General features: G+C 38.3%; 10 protein-coding genes. 3 read left to right on the plus strand and 7 right to left on the minus strand.

The features are described 5' to 3' along the window. Positions 1 to 6: 6 nt before the first annotated feature. From ccmB to C3B55_RS02995, 3 genes are all read right to left on the minus strand, one after another. The gene (ccmB, locus tag C3B55_RS02985; RefSeq protein WP_129211333.1) at positions 7 to 675 is read right to left on the minus strand and encodes a heme exporter protein CcmB; all 669 of its coding nucleotides are present in this window, start codon (positions 673 to 675) and stop codon (positions 7 to 9) included. Next, entirely contained in the window at positions 672 to 1,307 is a 636-nt protein-coding gene (gene ccmA / locus C3B55_RS02990; protein WP_129211335.1) for a cytochrome c biogenesis heme-transporting ATPase CcmA, read from the minus strand. The genes ccmB and ccmA overlap by 4 nt, the downstream gene beginning before the upstream one ends. Before the next feature lie 5,694 nt (positions 1,308 to 7,001). After that, on the minus strand, positions 7,002 to 7,208 hold the full coding sequence (locus C3B55_RS02995) for a peptide-methionine (R)-S-oxide reductase (protein ID WP_129211337.1): 207 nt from the start codon (positions 7,206 to 7,208) through the stop codon (positions 7,002 to 7,004). A 1,360-nt stretch (positions 7,209 to 8,568) separates the two neighbouring features. Here C3B55_RS02995 and htpX point away from each other — a divergent pair. Further along, positions 8,569 to 9,459, plus strand: coding sequence for a protease HtpX (gene htpX, locus C3B55_RS03000; RefSeq protein WP_129211339.1), 891 nt, complete (start codon positions 8,569 to 8,571; stop codon positions 9,457 to 9,459). 594 nt (positions 9,460 to 10,053) lie between these two features. On the opposite strand, the gene C3B55_RS03005 is transcribed toward htpX, so the two are convergent. From C3B55_RS03005 to cysB, 4 genes are all read right to left on the minus strand, one after another. Beyond that, positions 10,054 to 11,730, minus strand: a complete 1,677-nt coding sequence (locus tag C3B55_RS03005; protein WP_129211341.1) for a DEAD/DEAH box helicase — start codon at positions 11,728 to 11,730, stop codon at positions 10,054 to 10,056. A 1,949-nt stretch (positions 11,731 to 13,679) separates the two neighbouring features. Further along, positions 13,680 to 14,252, minus strand: coding sequence for an elongation factor P (locus C3B55_RS03010; protein ID WP_129211343.1), 573 nt, complete (start codon positions 14,250 to 14,252; stop codon positions 13,680 to 13,682). 51 nt (positions 14,253 to 14,303) lie between these two features. Beyond that, a complete protein-coding gene (gene earP / locus C3B55_RS03015; protein WP_129211345.1) occupies positions 14,304 to 15,437 on the minus strand; it encodes an elongation factor P maturation arginine rhamnosyltransferase EarP in 1,134 nt (377 codons plus the stop codon). 632 nt (positions 15,438 to 16,069) lie between these two features. Next, the gene (gene cysB, locus C3B55_RS03020; RefSeq protein ID WP_129211347.1) at positions 16,070 to 17,044 is read right to left on the minus strand and encodes an HTH-type transcriptional regulator CysB; all 975 of its coding nucleotides are present in this window, start codon (positions 17,042 to 17,044) and stop codon (positions 16,070 to 16,072) included. A gap of 1,286 nt (positions 17,045 to 18,330) precedes the next feature. Here cysB and C3B55_RS03025 point away from each other — a divergent pair. Both C3B55_RS03025 and C3B55_RS03030 read left to right on the plus strand, forming a co-directional pair. Beyond that, entirely contained in the window at positions 18,331 to 19,407 is a 1,077-nt protein-coding gene (locus C3B55_RS03025; RefSeq protein ID WP_129211349.1) for a 3-deoxy-7-phosphoheptulonate synthase, read from the plus strand. 857 nt (positions 19,408 to 20,264) lie between these two features. Then, positions 20,265 to 20,516 carry an Lpp/OprI family alanine-zipper lipoprotein gene (locus C3B55_RS03030; RefSeq protein WP_129211351.1) on the plus strand — a complete coding sequence of 84 codons (252 nt, stop codon included), beginning with the start codon at positions 20,265 to 20,267 and terminating at the stop codon, positions 20,514 to 20,516. Positions 20,517 to 21,738 lie beyond the last annotated feature (1,222 nt).

Consider the following 21,738-nt stretch of genomic DNA (forward strand, 5'->3'; position numbering starts at 1 on the left):
AGTTTATTATTCGCCGACTCTGATCTTCAGGCCAGCCGCGATAGCAAATGGTGTCATGGTTACCGCCATAGCAGTAAGACTTCCAAGCCACAGGAGGTAACCAGTTGCCGGCATACCTATTAGCGCAGCCCATAAGGCACCGCTACCAAAGATCAAGACTGGGATATACAAAGGTAGAATCAACAAGGCCAGCAACAGGCCGCCACGCTTTAAACCTACAGTCAATACTGCGCCGACTGCCCCCAGTAGGCTAAGCACTGGGATACCAAGCAACAGAGACAGCAGCAATATTGAAAGGCATTCGGCTGGTAAGCCTAGCATTGTCGCTAACAACGGTGAAAGTATGATTAGCATCAAGCCAGAAAAAGAACAGTTGGCTAGTACTTTGGTCAGCACTAAAAGTGGCAAAGGCTGCGAAGAAAGGACCCACTGTTCCAGGGAGCCATCTTCGAAATCACTGCGAAAAAGCTCGTCTAGCGATAGCAGAACAGATAAAAGCGCTGCAACCCATACCAGTCCTGGAGACAATGTTTGTAACAGATTAGTCTCTGGGCCGATCGCCAAGGAGAATAAGGCAATGACGATAGTAAAGAATATCAGCGGATTAGCTAATTCAGCTGGACGACGACATAAAAGACGTACTTCGTGGGTAAACAACATAACAAAAACACTCATGCCAATCTACACCCCAGATCCAGCTCACGATAACCTACAGGCATAAACGCTAAAGCCTGGTGGGTAGTGAGTACCACTAACCCGCCCTGTTCACAATGCTGCGCTAAGTACTTTTCAAGCTGGGTAACGCCTTGTTTATCGATAGCAGTAAATGGTTCGTCAAGAATCCACAACGCCGGGCCAGGCAAATATAAGCGCGCTAAAGCGACGCGCCGACGCTGTCCAGCAGATAAGGCGTGACAGGGAACATCTTCAAAACCTTTAAGACCGCTATCTGTAAGAGCCTGCAAGATAGCTGCACGGGAGGCTGGGTAGTGCATGGCGCTGAGCCAGCTCAGATTCTCTTCTGGCGTTAGAATATCCTTAATGCCGGCAGCGTGACCAATCCAGACCAAATTACGCGAGAGCTCATTGCGCTGTTCGTTGAGTGGCTTGCCGTTAAGCCTTACCTGACCGGATGTAGGCTGCATTAAGCCAGCCAATATGCGTAGCAAACTAGTCTTACCACTGCCGTTGGGTCCGCTGATTTGAAGCATATCGCCGTCCGTCAAGCGCAATTCAATATGCTCGAATAGTAAATACATGTCACGCTTACAGGTAAGCGCCAAGGTTTCTAAAAGACAACTAATCAAAAGATCACGAACCTGTACAGTTTAAATCTGCTGTATAGCAAACATCGCACCGAAGTGTCTTTAACAACTAATTTTAGAGATCTGGATCAAATGGCTGCAAGTCTTTTAACACTTTCTTAGCAGATTAGTAAAATTTATACAAAACATGTGATTGCTCATTCTAAAAAGATTTATTCTAACAAACGACACATAAGATAACCGATAAACTTAACCTGCATCTACTGTCGTAAGCGCCAGCGCCTTAGCTATAACCTAAACACTACTAACAGGCTAGCTGCTGACATTATGAGAGCAGGAGACTATCTCGACCAATTTAGAGAAAACTAAACACGTTTAGGTTGTTACGCTTTGACAGAATAATAACACATGTTAGATTTTACTTAAGTTGACTTTGACGTCAGCCGCATAAAATGTGCAAACTAGAGGCAGTTTAAACGTACAGTTGAGCTGTAAGATAATAGTGAGTTAAAGAACGCTAAACCAGAAAGATAATTACCTTAAAATAAGTCTGAAGCGCTGATGCAGCTGCTTTATAATCTCGTCAACAACACATAAATACTAGTTATTACTTTATAACTAGTAAAGCTGCTAATCACCTAGCATGTTGCATCGGAGCACAACACAATCAACGATTTATTACTTACTAATAATCGTGCTGACTTAATGCTACTAGCAGCATTGCTGCTAGTAGCCGCCTACTGACTTCCAGGTAAGTTAGCTGGCTCAATATGTATCTTGCAAAATATTGCGCTATTGCAGGTTTAGCACAAACTCTTCAAGTCAGCGCTGAATAAAAAATATATTTAACTGCAAAGTCAAAAAAGCATTTAATACAAGTACTTTGCACATCTAGTTAACCATCGACATGAAGCAGCAGGGCCATTATGGATTACAGTTTATAGCCAATTTATTACAAACTATCCAGGTAGCTACAACGAGCTCATGATAACGCAGGTAAGTAATATGACAGCAATTTTGATTACCAAGAATGACAGAGCCACAGCCTAACTTATCTAAAAGTTAGTGTAAAAAATTAAGTGCTGATTTATTAAAATACTCAGCCAATTGTAGATAAGCGCAACTAAGTATGAATATGATTACTAATTAATTTTCAATATACTGCATATCCAAATACAAGGATGTGTTTTCGGTTTATAGCTACGCTAATTAACCAGTCAGAGTAACCTTTCTAGACACCCTTTGTCACGCCTACAAAGTAAAATTGGTCATTACAAGTACTAACCTAGAAGCGCTTTCCTATGCACTAGAAACAGGTTTTTGCTTTCCAAAAAACAGGAGTCAGTTATAGCTCTATATCACTATCATGATTTTGTATATCTCCATAGCTTTTGCTTTTTTAGTGTTGCTAACATTTTGAGCTTTCTGATATGTACAAAAACATCTTACTATCTAATAGGCAATTTTATATACCATGAAGAAACTCAGGTTAAGTAAAACTGGTTGCAATTAATTTACAGAATTTATTGATATGCCGTGTAGAACATGTACGTTGATTGCCGGACGGCTGTGCATATTCATTGAGAATAACACCAGCCATACTGCGTAACAGTTCATGCAATGAATCGATATATTATAGTGAATGGTTCTTTAAATAACTATCAAACAATGTAACAGAGCTTTCTTGATTAATTGACCGGCCGACGCTTACCGCTAGGAAGCGCTACTTATAGGTTGGCACAAGTTCCTCGTCTGTATAGAAGAAGGCTTCTATAATCTTGTTTACCATTGTATGCGGCACATCTCAAAAGTAATCAATGTACTAGCCTATTCTATACAGGCTAAACCCAAACTGATCTAATTTGCTATTCATATAATGTATACGGCTAAGTGGACAGTGATACAAAACTGATTGTTGGTAAGCACTCACTCAACAATCTGTTGTTGTCGCCTAAGAAGTTATGGCAGGTAATATAGTGCTAGCTTAATGCTAGGATACAAAGAAACCGAATGTGGATAGTCAATGCTCAAAACCTGAAAAAACTAGCAAGTTTTACTCATTAAAAAAAGTAATTGAGTATAAATCAAATCTTGTACCTTCGCCAAAGTGCTCTTGTAAGATCAATGACGCACTGGTAGTTTTATCGCATTCCTGAAGACAACGTAGCGTGTTAACACGCTTTCCAATAGTAAAGATCGTAAAGCGTGCACAATAAAAACTCTGGCGCACTAGCTGCACCAATTACTTGTAGTAATTGGTGCGCTGAAACAGCGCTTCGATTTCCGTAAAAGTATTAAGGTCAATTTTGTTAAAAATTGTCTTATATTTTGTAATCAAACCGTAAAGACGCAACTTATTTACCGCTAGCGCTACCCCTATTTATACAAACGTTAATAACATAAAATCTTAAATCTATAGCGCGACAATGCGCCAGCGCTACCTAGTACGCCACTCGTGCACGATTAAATCGTTTGCACAGCTGTTATACAGCATAGGTACTAATTTGCTAATAATTACTGTAAAGTAAATCCACAAAACACTAAAGTCAACAGTATTTGTAGCGATGAAACAGCCATATTATATTTAGTATAGTAAGAAATTGCATGATAGCAGCACAGGCTAATTGCTTATATAAATACCTAAATGTTCCTTATCTACAGTATTTATGCTGGCAAATATAGCATATAAATTTTATTATTCTGCACAGGCCGTTCTATTATCTGTCAATATGACAGTAAATCATATATTCCAAAAGGGCAATTCGCTTCTGGCACGCAAGAGAGCAATTATATTGCTGTTTACTAACAACGCGTATGAGCTTAAGTGTTTACAACACACTGAAAGTAGCGATCTATTTACACAAGGCGTAGCATGAATACATGCTACTAAACCATGCCACAGTTATTGGTTCGCCAATATAATGTAAATCAAACCAATACTTACAATAAGGTATTGTACTAAAATTCGGTTAATGTATATTACTTGATTGAAGATGGGCTACATAATGATCAATATTTATTGATGCGGCTAATCTTATAAGTAATTCTAAGAGTACAGTTTTATATTGTTATATTGATATCAATTTAAAGTCTACCTATTTTATTTTCCAGTAGCAGAGTAGAAACTTGTATGTATTAAAGTAAACACAGCATTAGTATTTTAATGTTGCCAATAGCATATATATTGCACCTATCAAAAAAAACAGTGCAACACTTAGATCAATAATAGTCAGAAGCTTTATAAAATTTTTTGATATCTTTAGAGGTTACTTTTTATAAGATATGCTACATGCTTGTTAGATTAAAACAAAAAACCTTATATGCTTTAGTTTATCAGTTGAAGCAGTGGTGGCAAAAGCAGTAAAAGTCAAACTTTATACAATCGTTCTTATTGTAAATAAGATACCTTGTCTGTGTACTTGATAACAATAACGCAAGTCACTTGCTATACTGCAATATGCGTTAACACGCTAAAGGCAAGGTAATAAAATACAATAAGTTAATCAAGTATAATCACTGCCTAAGTTATACGTAGTTTATTATATTTTTCACGTTTACTTAAACCAGTTAACAGAATTAATAACTGATATAAACTTTTTTATAGATAATCATTACACAGCATATTTTTTATTAAAATATGCTAAGATTCCTGCAATGTGCGCTAACTAAAATTTATAGAAAGATTGGAAGCAAACAAGTCGTTAAGCTTATAGACATCAATTTTTCATATATTCTCTCTACATGCCTAGAGTTACTAATCAACTATACATGTTTAATTTTATTAAATTAAGTTGATGGTCATATAAATTGTAAGCAATACTAGTACAGTTAATTGCAGATATAGTCAATGCGGTATTTATAAGAAAATAGCTGTAGGTAGTTAACAAACTATATTTAGTTAATATATTGAATACGCCTATAAACTTTTATACTAAAATATTTTATGCAGATGTTATCAACATTTATAGTTATCTTGGATAAAAGATCCCATAGACCTAAATTTACTTGTACAACATAGATAAAATTAAGTAAAAATAATTTTTTGACTTCATGCCGCTGATTACGTAATTTAATATTGTTAATATTCATAAAAGTTTTCCAAACGCAAATAACAAACAAAGCAGTTTATGCTTACTTATTAAAAATAGGTTCTTTATTGATAATTATTTCTATGGGCCGAAATACCTAAAAAATTTGCGGTAATCTTTAATTATTCATAATAAAACGCTATATTATTATAGATTTTATCTATTAATAATTTTAGACTAAACAACGTTATAGCTAACGTAATATTTGAGAGGCTCGCATAATTTATCACTAACGTTAATCAATTATTGAACAACGCAACACTTATTTGCATATTAGCTGTTGTCAACACATAATATTAAATTAGACTATTTATTGACATATAAATTAAGCCTCATAGAGGCGGCAATGATGAGTTTACGGGTTTTATAAGATATAAATATACAATCACATATGCTTATCAAGAATGAGGTCTGACTGCCTCTATTTTTTTACTTGCTGACAATTTACAAGCGTTAAATTAATATCTTGCTAATAACATTAGACTGATACATAATATTGTATGTTAGATATGTCAGTAGATTATTGCAATCTTTATTTTTTTGAGGCATCAAATATTTTATTATCAATATAATATTCATTATAACGCAGCGATTAACTGGCAATTTTTAATATCTACACTATAATTAAATAGTGGAAGCAGAACGCAATATCTAAACGTAAATCGTTTGTTATTTTTATTTTTTTAATTAGTATACAATACTATTATCAAACTATGATTAGCATCATTATAAAGTCAATTAACCTTAAAAAGGTTAAAATTACTATTTAAATGTTTACTGTATATCTAAATTTATTACCTTTGTAAAATTTAGTCGCTCTGTTTTCGTGATCAAGTATGCCCTGAAAACATGTCTTAAAAATCAATCAAACGTTATTAATGAGTAATAACTTGCAACGCAAATCAAGCACTACGGGACTTGTAAAGCAAAAAACTATTAAGTTTTGTAATTGCAATGACTAATATTCTAAAAAAGTTACAAGGTGTTTTATCCATACTTTAAAAAAACCTAACTAATTATTACATATACAGTCGCTAACCTAACTCAGTTAACGTATCAACTCACTAAACCAACAGAACGAGCAAGCTATCAGCTTCGAGCAATGCGTTAGAATTAAAGCGATTCAACCAAGCAATCTTGTATTCCTCTGTTTAACTTAGTACAACCTGCTAGTCATGAGTCTATCGTTGTTATTGTTGGACATGCTTGCTGTGTTGTTACTAGACAATTCGCTAAATACTGATAGCGCTAACAGACATCCGTTCGTCCATGATGCTTGCAAAATACTGATAAATTACCATATACAATACAGATAGATGGCTATCTAATTAGCAAAACCGTTCCGCTGTGAAGCAGTTCATAGCTTTATTAAATATGTTAAGCAGTACATGAGAAGCTTTTGATCTGCGTCAACAACTGGCTCAAAAATTTTACAGTCATACTCTATAGATGGTGAATCCTTATTATCTAATTATGTTAATAATTAAACAAATTTGTATATAAATATCGACCAAGATCTTTTGCTGTGCTCGTATCGCAGACAAAGCTCTCGCACACAATACAGTATTTAAGGGTATTAAAAGTCCTAATGCGAGACCAGGCTAAATATATTGAGTTGATATCATAAAATAAATTGCCCAACTACGAGTCAGTAAAGCACACGCGCTAGAAGTCGCCTGAGCCAAATAAAGCAGGTGACTTCTGTCCGAATCATGTCATAACTAATGCTACGAGTCTCCGTTATTGCGCTATTGGTAATTGCGGCGTAAAAACCCGGACAGCCATAATTTGCATGAAACTTAGTGCCGGGTAATAAATAAAGATTCATTGGAATATATTTATTAATGTATCTCATTAACTTATAAGTTAAACTTATAGTTTTTATATATCAAGTGTTATATATATAATGATAAATGATTCAAAGTGTAAGCCTCGCTAGGCTTGCAGTACAGTAATATTTACGCTACTTACACTATTCAATTTTAAGGGCTAACATAACGCAATTTATAATTTTACTAATATCATAGTAAAGCTACAACAACTCCAAAGACTTGTTCTGTGCGCGGAAAACTTTGATGTAATATGGTTAGAAACGCATCAAAAGTTTTGACATAAAAAATACTTAGGTAATAACATGCCTAAGTATGTATTGTGATATCTATAAGGACGCTGTCCAACCAGAGCAACAAAGTGTTAGCGCTAGCGTATGTCTAGCAGCTGAAGACCATAATTACAACTATGGCTGTCTGTATTTTATTGTACGGCTAATTAAATAAAAGCATCAACTGATTTATAGATTACCCACCAACCGCTAACATCAAGTTTAGGTTTACCCCAAACACTAAAGCTCAGATGATTATCAATTAGAACCTACCAGCGCCGTTTAGGGAAACTGTTAGGCATGCTTAAATTAGCATAGTAAAGCTATACGATAGTGTTACCAGATATAATTTTGAGGTAATACCTCTTATGAGGTAGGCACATAATGCACCGACAGCTTTCACTGAGATTGTCATCTCTTACCGGCATACCTACATTAAGCACACAATCCAGAACACCTTTGGTGTTACCAGAGCATGAATAACCATTACCGCTCTTTTATGTGCCACATGTAGGCGGCTTATTCTGCTAATAGCAGGTTCTATCTTAGAAAGACTTAATACAATCACTGGAGTTAATTGCATTAAGCGCTATCAGCGAGCGCACTATGTGCTCTACCACGGATTAACCTGGAAGTCCACCTCGATCCTGAACGAATAACAGTCGGCGCTTTACCTGCTGATGCTAGAAAAACGATTCATTAGTAAATAGCACTATGTGCAACTAGCAACAAATGAAGGTATATCAACAACTGTCCGAAATGTTTTATCGCTAGTAATACAGATATCGTTATACGACCAACATATTAACGTACTACCGAGTACCCAGAGCACCCAAGTAATAATTTATATTACACATCTGCTTACCTTTGCATCATAGTACACCACAGATTGAATTAGTTATTGTAATAACCTAGAGCATAAACATATGCGCAGTAATCACGTCCTGCTGTCCAGGTAGAAAATTACTTTTTAAGACTATATAATATTAAGATTATATAATATATAGTCTATAGGACACAGTTTGAAATAGTCGTTAGGTTGAATAACTCCAGGCTACACCTTATATATCTCACAGCATATGACATAATTAAACATGAGGAGAATTCTACAGCCATGATGCGCATCCTGCTATTTTTGGCCACTAACCTAGCGGTCGTATTGATCGCTAACATTACCCTAAGCTTGTTTGGCTTCAACGGATTCATGACGACTAATGGGATCGATCTAAACCTCGATCAACTATTGATTTTTTGTGCAGTCTTTGGTTTTGCCGGATCGCTGATTTCGCTATTCATATCTAAGTGGATGGCAAAGATGAGCACTAATATCCAAGTCATTAACCAGCCACGCACACGGCATGAGCAATGGTTACTACAAACTGCTGAGCAATTGTCCCGCGAGGCAGGCATCAAAATGCCTGAAGTCGGGATCTTCCCCGCCTATGAAGCCAACGCTTTTGCTACTGGATGGAATAAAAACGACGCGCTTGTCGCGGTAAGCCAGGGCATGCTGGAACGTTTCTCGTACGATGAAGTCAAGGCTGTACTGGCCCATGAGATTGGCCATGTAGCCAACGGCGACATGGTTACCCTAGCGTTAGTACAAGGCGTAGTAAATACCTTCGTAATGTTTTTTGCGCGGATTGTCGGTAATTTTGTTGACAAGGCGCTCTTCAAGAACGAAGAAGGCCACGGCATCGCCTACTTTGCGGCTACTGTATTCGCCGAAGTAGTACTAGGCTTCCTAGCCAGTGCAATCACCATGTGGTTTTCGCGCAGACGCGAATTCCGCGCAGACGAGGTAGGTGCTTGCTTAGCTGGTACCAGAGCGATGGTCGCAGCACTGCAACATTTACGCTCAGAGCAAGGCCTGCCAGTGTCTATGCCGAATAGCCTCATAGCATTTGGTATTAACAGTGGCATTAAACAGGGCTTTACACGAATATTTATGAGCCACCCACCGCTAGAAGAGCGAATAGATGCGCTTCGTCAGCTTGACTTATAAACACCATATTCTAGGCACATGAGTCTATTTATAATTAAAAAACCTCAAGCTCCAACTATGAATTTTGTCTAAGTTAATTTCCAAAATTTTCCAAGACTCTTAGCTGGAGCTGAGCGATGCCATGCTACGTCTAAAAATAATTTAAAGCGCGCACAGTACCAAGTCTCAGTAAGCAGCAAAAAGCAACCACTACCTGCACTTTAGCGTAAGGATATAAGCGCACAATATCGAGTGAGAATAAATCAATAGCATGATGTGCACTTGAATTAGTAGTGCAGTACCAATACTGTTACGGCTGTACTTTAGTACGTAGTATTTAGTAATTTCAGTATTACGCACTAAGTGCGAACAACTAGTGCGTCATATTATAAATAGATGTCTAACGCTATAGCTACAGCAAATCTGAAATATATGACTTGGGGCCCTAACCTGTGTGTTAGGCTGCGTATAAGTGACATATAGGTCACTAGAATCAATGCTTCTAGAGATACGTAGGATTATAAATCCTAATCTCTTAACCTTCTACAGTATCTAGCAAAAAATTCATAGCACAATCAGAAATTTTTAGGCTTTATTAATTAAGCTAAGGAAAGATTAATCTTCACGGTAGCGACGTAGCTTTAACTGCTTACCAGCAATACGAGTATCTTTTAGCTTAGTCAGCAAGGCTTCTAGGCCGTCTTCAGGCAGCTCAACTAAAGAAAAATTATCACGAATCTGGATTCGACCAATAGCGTCATGTGCTAAACGACCATCATTAAGTATAGCACCTAATAAATTCTTGGCGACAATACCATCGCGCGCACCAAGTGCAATACGGCAACGAACATGGCCTTTAGCTAATGGAACCGGAAAACGACGCTCACGATTGCAGCGATCTAAACGGACACTAGAACGTTCTAGACGATCACTGCGCAATATATTGGTTGGCGCCATTGGGCGGCGCTCTTTCTCTATAGCATCTAAGTTTAAAGCCTGACCATTGGTAGCTATACGTAGCAGTGCTGCAGCCATGGCACGTAGAGTACAATTAATATCAGCAGTCAAGCAGTCCAGTAGACTGCCATAGGTAGATTCAGCGTCAGCTACTAGGGGTGATAAACTATTGGTTAGTTTCTTGATGCGCGCATCGAGAATGGCTTGAGAATCAGGAAGACGGATTTCGGTAACTTTCTGACCGGTGACACGCTCAATCACTTGTAGCATACGGCGCTCACGTGGAATCACCAGTAGTAGCGCGCGACCTTCACGACCGGCACGGCCAGTACGGCCGATACGGTGAACGTAAGATTCAGGATCGTAAGGCATATCAACGTTTAACACATGAGTAATACGTGGAACATCGAGGCCACGAGCAGCAACGTCAGTTGCTACAACAATGTCTAGACGGCCATCCTTTAAAGAATCAATCACACGCTCACGTTGACTTTGAGCAATATCACCATTCAACGCAGCGGCTTTATAGCCTTTAGATTCCAGAATACTAGCCAGATCCAGAGTTGCTTGCTTAGTGCGCACAAACATAATTAAGGCATCAAAGTCTTCCACTTCCAGCAAGCTCAATACAACTGAGGTTTTTTGGTCAGCATGAACCAATAGATAAGCCTGCTTAATCGCTGTAACTGTCTGAGTCTTAGTATGAATTTTCACGTGTCGCGGATCGCGCAGATGGCGTTCAGCAATAGCGCGGATCGACTGTGGCAGAGTAGCCGAAAATAGTACTGTCTGACGATTTGGTGGCAGTGCCTTGAAGATAATTTCAAGGTCATCCATAAAGCCTAGTTTTAACATTTCATCAGCTTCATCCAGAACTAAGTGGTTGACAGTCAATAGGGCTTTTTCATCACGACGCAAATGGTCGCACAGACGACCAGGAGTAGCGACAACTACCTGCGCACCGTTACGGATTGCTTTAAGTTGTGGACCCATAGGCGAACCGCCATAAACGGCCACAACGGTAACACCTGGCATTTGCTTGGCATACGTTTCAAAAGAAGTTGCTACTTGTAATGCTAACTCACGAGTTGGCGCTAGGATTAAAGCTTGTGGTTCACGCTTAATAGGATTAATACAATGAAGGATTGGCAAAGCAAACGCAGCAGTTTTACCTGTACCGGTTTGCGCTTGACCAATCATGTCCTGACCGACCATGATAATTGGGATCGATTGCCGTTGAATCGCCGAAGGCTCTTCGTAGCCTGTCGCTGCAACAGCTGCAAGAATATTCTGGTTTAGATTAAAAGCGGCAAAGCCGCTAGTTTCCTGGGTCATAGGTCTGCCTCTAAGTACATCCGCAAAGACCAATACTCCAAAGCTACGCATGCCGTATTGAGACTAAAAGTCGTTCTGGCTGCTTTGTTGGCGGGGATTTGCGAAAACGCATGAATAAGAAGATTTGTCAAGGAAGAGTCAACTGTGCTGACGTGCAGCTGAAGCTAACTTCGGAGAATTGCGCCAAACAAATACCGGCCCAATTAAGAACCGGCATACACTATACCGGAAGCACTATAAAAATAAAACTTATTTATCTGAAGGCATCAATAGACTACTATAGAATTATAGTAGTTATGAACAACTCGATACTACAGTCTAACCTATAAATGTTTGGTCTAGTTAGTCATAATATTTCAATAGTTCACCAACTAATCAAGACTAGTAATCTAAAATCTTACTAATCACAGATGGCGCACTAGAGAAATAAGGTCAGCAACTATTTTATCAATCGTCAATTACAGGTTGACGTCTTGCTGTTGGGATTAAATCCAATAGATAAACGTAATAACTATGATCTAAAAACCTACTTAATTAAATTACTGACTATAGTAACGCCATGAATTCATTACCGGCTTAATATGATTAAGCGGACGGTTGTGCACCTAATGATTGGATCAAGCTAACCACACAAAGGAATAGATTTTAACAGATAATTACAATTAAAATACAGGAGCGGATAGGGCTTGCCAGTAGCGGTATGTGCGTAAACAATTCAGTGGCCAGCTAGATAGTTTTATTGAGCAGTCGTAATTGGGGTAGTCTAGCTAAAATATATTGCCACAGCTTTGGCAGGTCCTCTAGTTAGTGCATCTATATCTAACTTCCAATATAATTCCAAAAAAACCAGCAAAATTACATTGCCACTCTTTAGCTGTAACCTAAACCAAGAAAGATCGCACTTTCAGGTTGATTATAAGGCATGCGATAATCGACATTATGCATGTCCAATCATGCACCAACCACAAACAGTCAAAGATCGCGTTATCATTGCTTATAACCAATGTCTGCAAGATACTTTATATAAACATAGCATTGAATAATGCTCTCACGCTTAGCGGTTATATCATAAGAAGATGACGTAATTTTGGCAAAAAAATTAACATCCTCTTGTCTATTGAGCAAAAGAGTCCATAACGATATTTACTTAGATATTTAGAAGATGAAGTTTGCTGAATTTTATGAGTAGTCGTGAAAATAAACGCATAGCGTAGTGGAATTCAATAACAGCTAGCTACGCCCTGTAGAAAAAAAGACTTGAATTCCGCGGTATATTCTTAACTCAGGCGGCATCAAGACAGAGCTGCTAACTAAGTTATATAATGATCTTTTTTACGCTACAGAGTCATCTATAAAAAAGCAGTTTTAAAGTTTCCCAGTTATATCAATTTTTAGGTTTTAAATTGATGCCAGTATCGCCTGAATACACATTCATCATTCGAGAAGAGCTAATTATTGATTAATATGATCAACAGTAGGTTCTTTAGAAAATTAGCTCAATAGGTAAATAATTTATTTTATGTACATTAAGGAAATAATAAAGATGTATTATCGCTATAGCTAAATTTTCAAAATTAATTGAACGTCTCTCAGGGAAGCAATTTTCTTTATTACTAGCATGTATCACCACTTATAGATAACCTGCTATCTATAAAGTACCTAACCTGTTTCATCGTTAGCCCAATCAAACGTAAAAAACTAAAAAATGCCTTGTTCACTATTGTTTACAGTGATTTAGATTAAATCTATAAGTTTTTAGTTGTTATATTAAAGTGCCAGGACAACGCACAAGGCCTAGATTACAATGTTGCTAATGAAGTCTACTCTTACTCTAATATCAATTAGTATAACGTTAATATACACTTATCAATGAAAACATAAATTTGCAGACATGCACAAAAGAGCTTGACTTAATGTTGTGATTTTTTATATTGGTAAAAGGTTAAAAGTTACTTCTTGATACGACTTTTATACGAACCACCTTCACGGGTATCGATCTCGATTAGATCGTCTATTTCAATAAAATCAGCTACTTGTAGCGTCGTACCATTAGCTAGCCTAGCTGGCTTCATGACTTTGCCAGATGTATCGCCACGAGCAGATCTTTCAGTATAAGCAATCTTACGCACGATAGTAGTCGGTAATTCTATGGAAACTAGACGGCCTTCAAAAAAGATAGCATTGCAGACGTCTTGCATGCCTTCTTCAATGAATGGCAAAATAGCTTCAAGAGCTTCAGCGCTCAGCTCATACATTGCATAGTCCATAATATCTATGAACGTATACATGCCACCACTGATAAAAGAAAGAGTTACTTCTTTACGATCGAGGACCACATCATCTAATTTGTCATCGGCGCTATAGACAACCTCGGTCTTGTAACCGGTTAATAAATTTGTCAGCTTAGTCTTCATAATTGCGCTATTACGACCAGACTTAGTAAATTCAGCTTTGCGAACTAGCCAAGGGTCTGTTTCGAGACGAATAACTATGCCTGGTTTCAGTTCTTTACCAGTTTTCATGACGTATATCCGAAATTTAGATGGGATTTACAAAAAATCTAAGATTACTTATCATATCCAACTTTCATAAAACTTTACTAGCGACGTTGCAAGATCAGCTTGCAAGCTTTGCTCTAGACACCATTTTTGCGAGTGTAAACTCACTTCTTGCCAGTGTTCCAGCAACATTTTCCACGTTTGCATCATATCTCCATCAGTATTCCAGGCTTGCCACAGGGCAACTACTGCAGTCTTGGCAGCTTGTGATAAGGTCGTAGTATATAGCTCTAAAAAAGCATTGAGTTTATCAAGGTGGATGTTTTTATCTTGGTGATAGATATGCCACAGCAATGGTCGCCCAGCCCACTGGGCTCGCACAAACGAATCTTCGCCACGCACAACATTAAAGTCACAGCACCAAAGAAGGTGGTCATATTGTTCCTGACGCATAAATGGCAATACCTGAACAGTGAGAGCATTACGTTGATGCATGTCACCAACTGCGAGGCTTGTCACTTCAAGCCAGTGCTGCACATCACTGATAATACAATCATAAGGTACTAGCAAATGAGTAACATGTCTATCCATCGCTAATATATCTAACCAGCTAGCTAGGTTGGCATTTTCATAGGCGAACAAAGATATCAAGCGTGCATCAGCTATAGGAATAACACCTACCGATTGCAGAAATTGTCGCTGTACAGCAACTTCCTGCTGAAACGCCTGACGTTGAGCTAATAGCCCAACTTCACGTAAAAGTCCACCAGTGCCAAGACGAAATCCAGGAAAGAAAAAGTACTTCTGTACGCTCTTAAACTTCACTGAAGGCAGTCGATTACAGCCAGTTACCCAGTCTTCAGCGCTAAGGTAATCGAGATTTATCCACAATGGAGTACGTTCTCGTGCGGCCATGGCTTCCATATAGTTTAGCGGCAACTGACAAGAGAAAGCAGCAATCACTACGTCAGCCGATTCGGTTTGCGGCCAGTCAGTCCGCCAGTGGCAAACCTGCACACCTTCTTGCCACTGCTGATCTAGCTGCACATTAATCTCTTGTCGCATGCGCTTAAAAGCATGCGCATTATCGACCCACAAGCGTACCTCGTACGAGTGCTCCACTGCTAATTGTTTGGCAAGACGCCAAGCTATGCCAATATCACCATAGTTGTCAATGACTCTACAAAAAATATCACAGCAGGCTTTCATTCTTAATTCACCTACGTTATTATCCGTACAAAATGCATTGATACAAATGGCTGAAGAATGATAGTCTTCATGGTAGACGTGTAACAAAAATTACCTACACAGCAGAGACACTTGCTAGGAAGATATTATGCCTGGGCATTCACTGCAATGATTTAGTGGCAATGACTTTTAATTTAAATTATGGTTAAGTGCCATTTTGCTGAATTGTTTTAATAACTCTGCTATTATTGTAGATTAGCCGTTAAACTATATACTAGAGAAGTATACAGCTACACGCTTAAAAACAATAATGAGCTCTTAAAGCAAGCTATCTATAAAACTAACTATATGTTTGATTTCAATGCTAATATTGATTGCAATGAAATTGCAATACACTAAATAAATCTAGTAAAGCACATGTCCTGCAATTTTACAAATAACCAAAATCAACCATAAAGAAAATGCTATCTTCTAGTGAATTCATAGAGCTAGATATAGTCAGACTTAAGGTATACGTATAGAAAACAACCAAGAACCGCCATTACTAAGTGATCGCTAGTAAGCAAGGCTTGCCTAGTAAGTTTAAAGATTAAAAAATTAAAGTTTTCATGGTCATTATTTGTCAATACTTTATGATTAACGCAGTACACTACTTAATGAACTGGCAATTCAACCATATCAAATAGCTTTTCTAGTTCTTGCTTGTTGTTACACTGCATCGCCTTAGCCATGACTTCGCGAGTCAGATGCGGCGCAAACTTCTCGATAAAGTCGCACATGAAACCACGCATAAAAGTGCCACGACGAAAGCCGATCTTAGTCACGCTAGATTCGAATAATTCACTAGCATCGAGCACTACTAGATCCTTATCAAGGTTAGCGTCAACCGCCATTTTGGCGACAATCCCAACGCCCAGGCCAAGGCGCACATAAGTCTTAATTACGTCTGCATCAGCAGCAGTAAAAACTACTTTCGGCGTAAGACTATGATGACTGAAGGCTTCATCAAGCTTAGAGCGACCGGCAAAACCGAATACGTAGGTTAAAATCGGGTATTCAGCCAAAGTTTCTATAGTCAACTTGAGCAGTTTAGCTAACGGGTGGGTCTGGGGCACTATAACGCAACGGTTCCAGCGGTAGCACGGCATCATCACTAAATCACCAAACAGTTCTAGAGCTTCCGTAGAGATAGCGAAATCAACCGCGCCATTAGCAGCCATCTCTGAGATCTGCATCGGTGAACCCTGATGCATGTGCAGGGCTACATCAGGATATTGCTTGATGAAATCACGGATCACTGATGGCAAAGCATAAAGTGCTTGAGTATGAGTGGTAGCAATCGAAAGTGTACCCTTCTTCTCATTAGAGAATTCCTGGGCGATCTGCTTGATACTTTCTACTTTACGTAAAATCTCGCCAGCAGTGATAGTAATACGCTCACCGGCTGGAGTAACACGAGTCAGGTGTTTACCACTACGTGCGAACACTTCGATGCCTAACTCATCTTCGAGAAGACGAATCTGCTTGCTGATACCTGGTTGCGAGGTGTAAAGGCTTTGAGCAGTAGCGGAAACATTGAGGTCGTGATGCGCCACTTCCCAAATGTAGCGCAATTGTTGAAGTTTCATAGATGTCCCTCAAACCTGATAATCACCGCGAATATCATTGATATGATATAATATCACCGCATTAAAGGCCATATATAAATTTAACACTTTTTATTATTTTTACCAACAATACGTACATTACTGTATTAAGAATAGCGATGGTATCATTATAAAACTAGCTAATACATCAGCACTACTACCAATTGCATTTCGCAAGACTTACCTAAATTGCTAATATTTAACTTATAAATTGCAATTCTTGATTCACACCCTACCATATTACTAAAATTATTTAGCCCCAGCTATTCAATCGTTGTAATCACTGTATTTAGCCTATAGCCAGCTCTATTTAATCAGAGCTATTCAATCAAGGTAGTTATACAATACTAAGTCAGCTAACAAACCAAGTAGTGAAGAATTTTAAAAATATAAATCTTTCGAATCCGCCCAAAAAATACGGGCGCTTGCGCTGTAATTAAGTTCTACGCTGCCAGAACACTCTTTTAAGAGTAGGCTATGCAATGTATAGATTAAATGCGCTGACTTAATATCACTGACTTTGAACGCTATAAATCTACCGACATTGTCGAACACAAATAATGCAACATACAATCGCCACTAACACTAAATGGATTGACGAATATCATTGTGGTATGTGCAAAGTAGATAGTTAATCATAAATTTGGTCATGGAAAACATCTGATCAGAATAACTATAGGAAATTTTATGACTGTAAATGTAAGCATTAAGTATCCTAATCTGGTATCGCTTTTTACCTTACCCTGATAGTATGACTGTTGCATTAATCTGATGTCACACCTCTAGAGCCATCCATTACACTAACGCCTATACGGTATTAATCCAAACAGCGTTTGCTGCAGTTAACTTGCGTATCCTATGACTGAACACTAAGGCTAATTATTTATGACTTCATGGTACTGAAAAATCAACAGCATCTACTGTGTAAGTAGCCACACCATTACAATGGAATATACTTTGCTCGATGCGTAAATAAAGGAATAAGTATGCAGAATTTGATTCTGCATATGCCTATATGAAATGTAAGCAAAATGTTATAAAATGCAAAACTATAGCACATAAATGAGACTAGCTTCAGATTGGTGATTCTACTCATAAAACCTCTATGATGCCAGCGCTGGACTCAAGCTAGCTCAACAATTGTCGCAAGACAATGTTACGCGCTAAGGCGTTCTCCCAATGTATTCAAATTATGCCGCTCTGCTACCATCACTGCTACATATAAGTAACTAACAGCCAACATACCAGTGATCCTGACGAGTACCACGATGACTGATTTACCGATCAATGATCTTAATATCGCATTTAGCGAAACTCTGATCACTCCAGATCAGCTCAAACGCGAAATCCCTTTGAGCCATGCCGCTCTGCAGACTGTAACTAATGGCCGTAAAGTCATCCGAGATATTCTCGACGGTATTGACCACCGCCTATTTGTAGTGATTGGGCCTTGTTCTATCCACGACCTCCATGCTACCCACAAATACGCTGAGCACCTCAAAGTACTAGCGATTGAGATGTCGGATACCTTATATCTAGTGATGCGCGTCTACTTTGAAAAACCACGCACTACCATTGGCTGGAAAGGCTTGATTAACGACCCGTACTTAGATGATTCGTTTAAGATCCAAGATGGTTTATATATTAGTCGTAAGTTACTGCTAGAATTAGCTGAAATGGGTCTACCTACAGCTACCGAAGCGCTAGACCCGATCTCACCGCAGTACCTACAGGATTTGATCAGCTGGTCTGGTATCGGTGCACGCACCACTGAGTCTCAAACCCACCGCGAAATGGCGTCTGGCCTGTCTTCTGCTGTAGGCTTCAAGAACGGCACTGACGGTGGCCTGACAGTCGCTATAAATGCTCTGCAATCAGTATCCAGTCCACACCGTTTCATTGGTATAAACCAGGACGGTGGCGTTTCTATTATTACTACTACAGGCAATTCTTACGGTCACGTGGTATTACGTGGTGGTAACGGAAAACCCAACTATGATTCGATTGGCGTTGCGCTTTGCGAACAGGCACTGCACAAGGCTAAGATCAAGCCCAATATCATGGTCGACTGCAGCCATGCTAACTCCAATAAAGACCCGGCCCTACAACCTCTGGTGATGGAAAACGTTACAAACCAGATTCTTGAAGGCAATCAGTCAATTATAGGTTTAATGGTCGAAAGCCACTTAAACTGGGGTTGCCAAACAATTCCAAAAGACTTAGCTGGCCTGCAATACGGCGTATCAATTACCGATGCCTGCATCGATTGGTCCGCTACTCAAACTACTCTACGTAGCATGCATACTAAACTTAAAAAGATATTACCTAACCGCAAACGCATATAACTCATGCCTATAATCTGTCGTAGTATGCTACATAAAAGCACGCAAGTAAATACTGTACATTCAACCTAGAACCTTAAAACTCCCCTTAATAAATACAACAAATATTCCATACCAGCGCAAGGTGTTGAAAACAAAGGTACACATAGATACGTTTGCCAAAAACCATATAGGTCAGACAAACACAATTGCCTTTTATATCAGTCTTTTAACTGATGATCTGCCTAACCATGATAGAATGTACAACGCTTCAGTCATAAAGACATATTTGTAGGTTTTATGATTTTTACCTTTTCTACTACTTTACCTATGTATTCTAGAACAAATATGGCAACACTGCTATATGCTGGTTTTGAGAAAACAACCTTATACTATTAATCATAAACATCAATCGTAAAATAGCTCAAAATACGCTTGTTATGTAAATACTGCTAGTGGTTACAGAAAGGGTCTTGCTTAATTAGTAATCGATAATTTAAATCACCTGCAGCTGTAAAGTGAGACCAAACTGACGCCTTTAAAGTCATTCCTACGCACACAAAAAATACTGAGCAAGATAAAATTAAGCTGCATAAGGTATAATTTTATATATAAATTTATACTTGTTTGCCTATCTCAACATATGATAAATGCAGCCTTAATTTTAACCTAATTCCATACAAGAGGGTGATTTTTTATGTAGTTGTGTATATAAATCACCCACCCATACAAATTAGACATCATAAATAAGATAGAAGAACTCTTTTTATTTCGTATGTTACGCCAGTTTACATACTATCAGTAATGAGTAGTATATATATTGGCTATCAGCTCTTTTGAGAAAGTAGCTATTTAATGGAATATCCTTAAAGGGGAACACGATGAACAACGTTCTGAAATTCTCTGCTCTAGCTCTGGCCGTAGTTCTAGCTACCAGTTGCAGCAGCGTCTCCAAAGAAACTGAAACTCGTTTGACTACAACTGAAGGCACTGCCGTTCGCTCTCAAGCTCGCGCAGATGAAGCATACCGTAAAGCTGATGATGCCATGGCTGCCGCTCAAAAAGCACAACAGACTGCTGATGAAGCTAACGAACGCGCTCTGCGCATGCTTGAAAAAGCAAGCCGCAAGTAATATTTTTTGAGTTTGTTATCAGGCCGATCCATTCCTGGGTCGGCTTTTCATTACCTATATTTAGCCATGCATCACTCATAATAAAAAAACCAGTCATGCCCTAATGCCGTGACTGGTTTTTTTAATTAAACCGCCTAATTATTGCAAATTGATCAGCGTATTAAGATGACAACTGTGCTGTCATCTCGTACACATTTTTATAGATAGGTTATTTGTCAAACACTACATCACACACTCAATTGTCATTGATTAATAAGTTATTAGTCTGGTTTTCATATTTGAGTAAAACATTAATAACTGCTTTATAGTGACAGCAAGCATACTGTTGTTTAACAGAGTATGTATCTCTAAGTAAATATTGCCGCCAATTGCTATCGCAACTTATACATATCATTGATGATATGTAATCATATATTAATTAAAGCACTATGTTAGTGTACTTTCATATGTTGTTATTGAACATATGAAAGTATGCCTGACTAGCTTAACATTTACCTAAACTGGATGGCATCCATGGGTGAGCAGACGACCTTGCCAGTATTGATACTGTACGCTATTGGTTAAAATTAAGCTTAATAGCTAACACTTAACCAGAACATATGAATAACGTTATGACGCGTCTGGTAGCAATAAAGCCGGCACCCACAACTTGTTGATTGCATTACTTTTGTAATGACTAGGCAATAATAACAACAGAAGGAGCACAACAGCATTACCGTAGCACTACTAGCTCTCCTATACTAATCAATCATAGATGTAATATCTAATCTTAGTTGCGCTGGTAAATGCAAGCAAAGACCGTTATCACCGCTTAATTTTAGGATTATTATATCCTATCTTATAGTTTTGCAGGTAAAGTTGTTAGTCACACTAAATCTTTATCATTTGTGTCGCCACTGTTAGGTAAGCCTTGATTGCTTTATCGTTGATAACTTTTACCCTTAAGTTGTTGCCAAAACAAAACAAACTACTATTTGCTTGTTATCTAAAAAAACCAGTATCGATACTATCGCCAACGACAAGAACTATATCCTCCACCATCTTCTTGACCATATACATCAAGGTTCACCTAACATTTATAAAACATGCTTAAAAAAATTATCCATAGGCGCTAGTTTTGGATGCCCATCAACGAAAACCTACATGCATACAAACGCTTAACATCTAAGTCTTGTCTTTACTAGCAATGCTAGTTGCTCGACAGCCTTGATCACCTAAAAAA

The organism is Candidatus Pseudomonas adelgestsugas (assembly GCF_004124255.1).
Taxonomy (GTDB): Bacteria; Pseudomonadota; Gammaproteobacteria; order Pseudomonadales; family Pseudomonadaceae; genus Aquipseudomonas; species Aquipseudomonas adelgestsugas.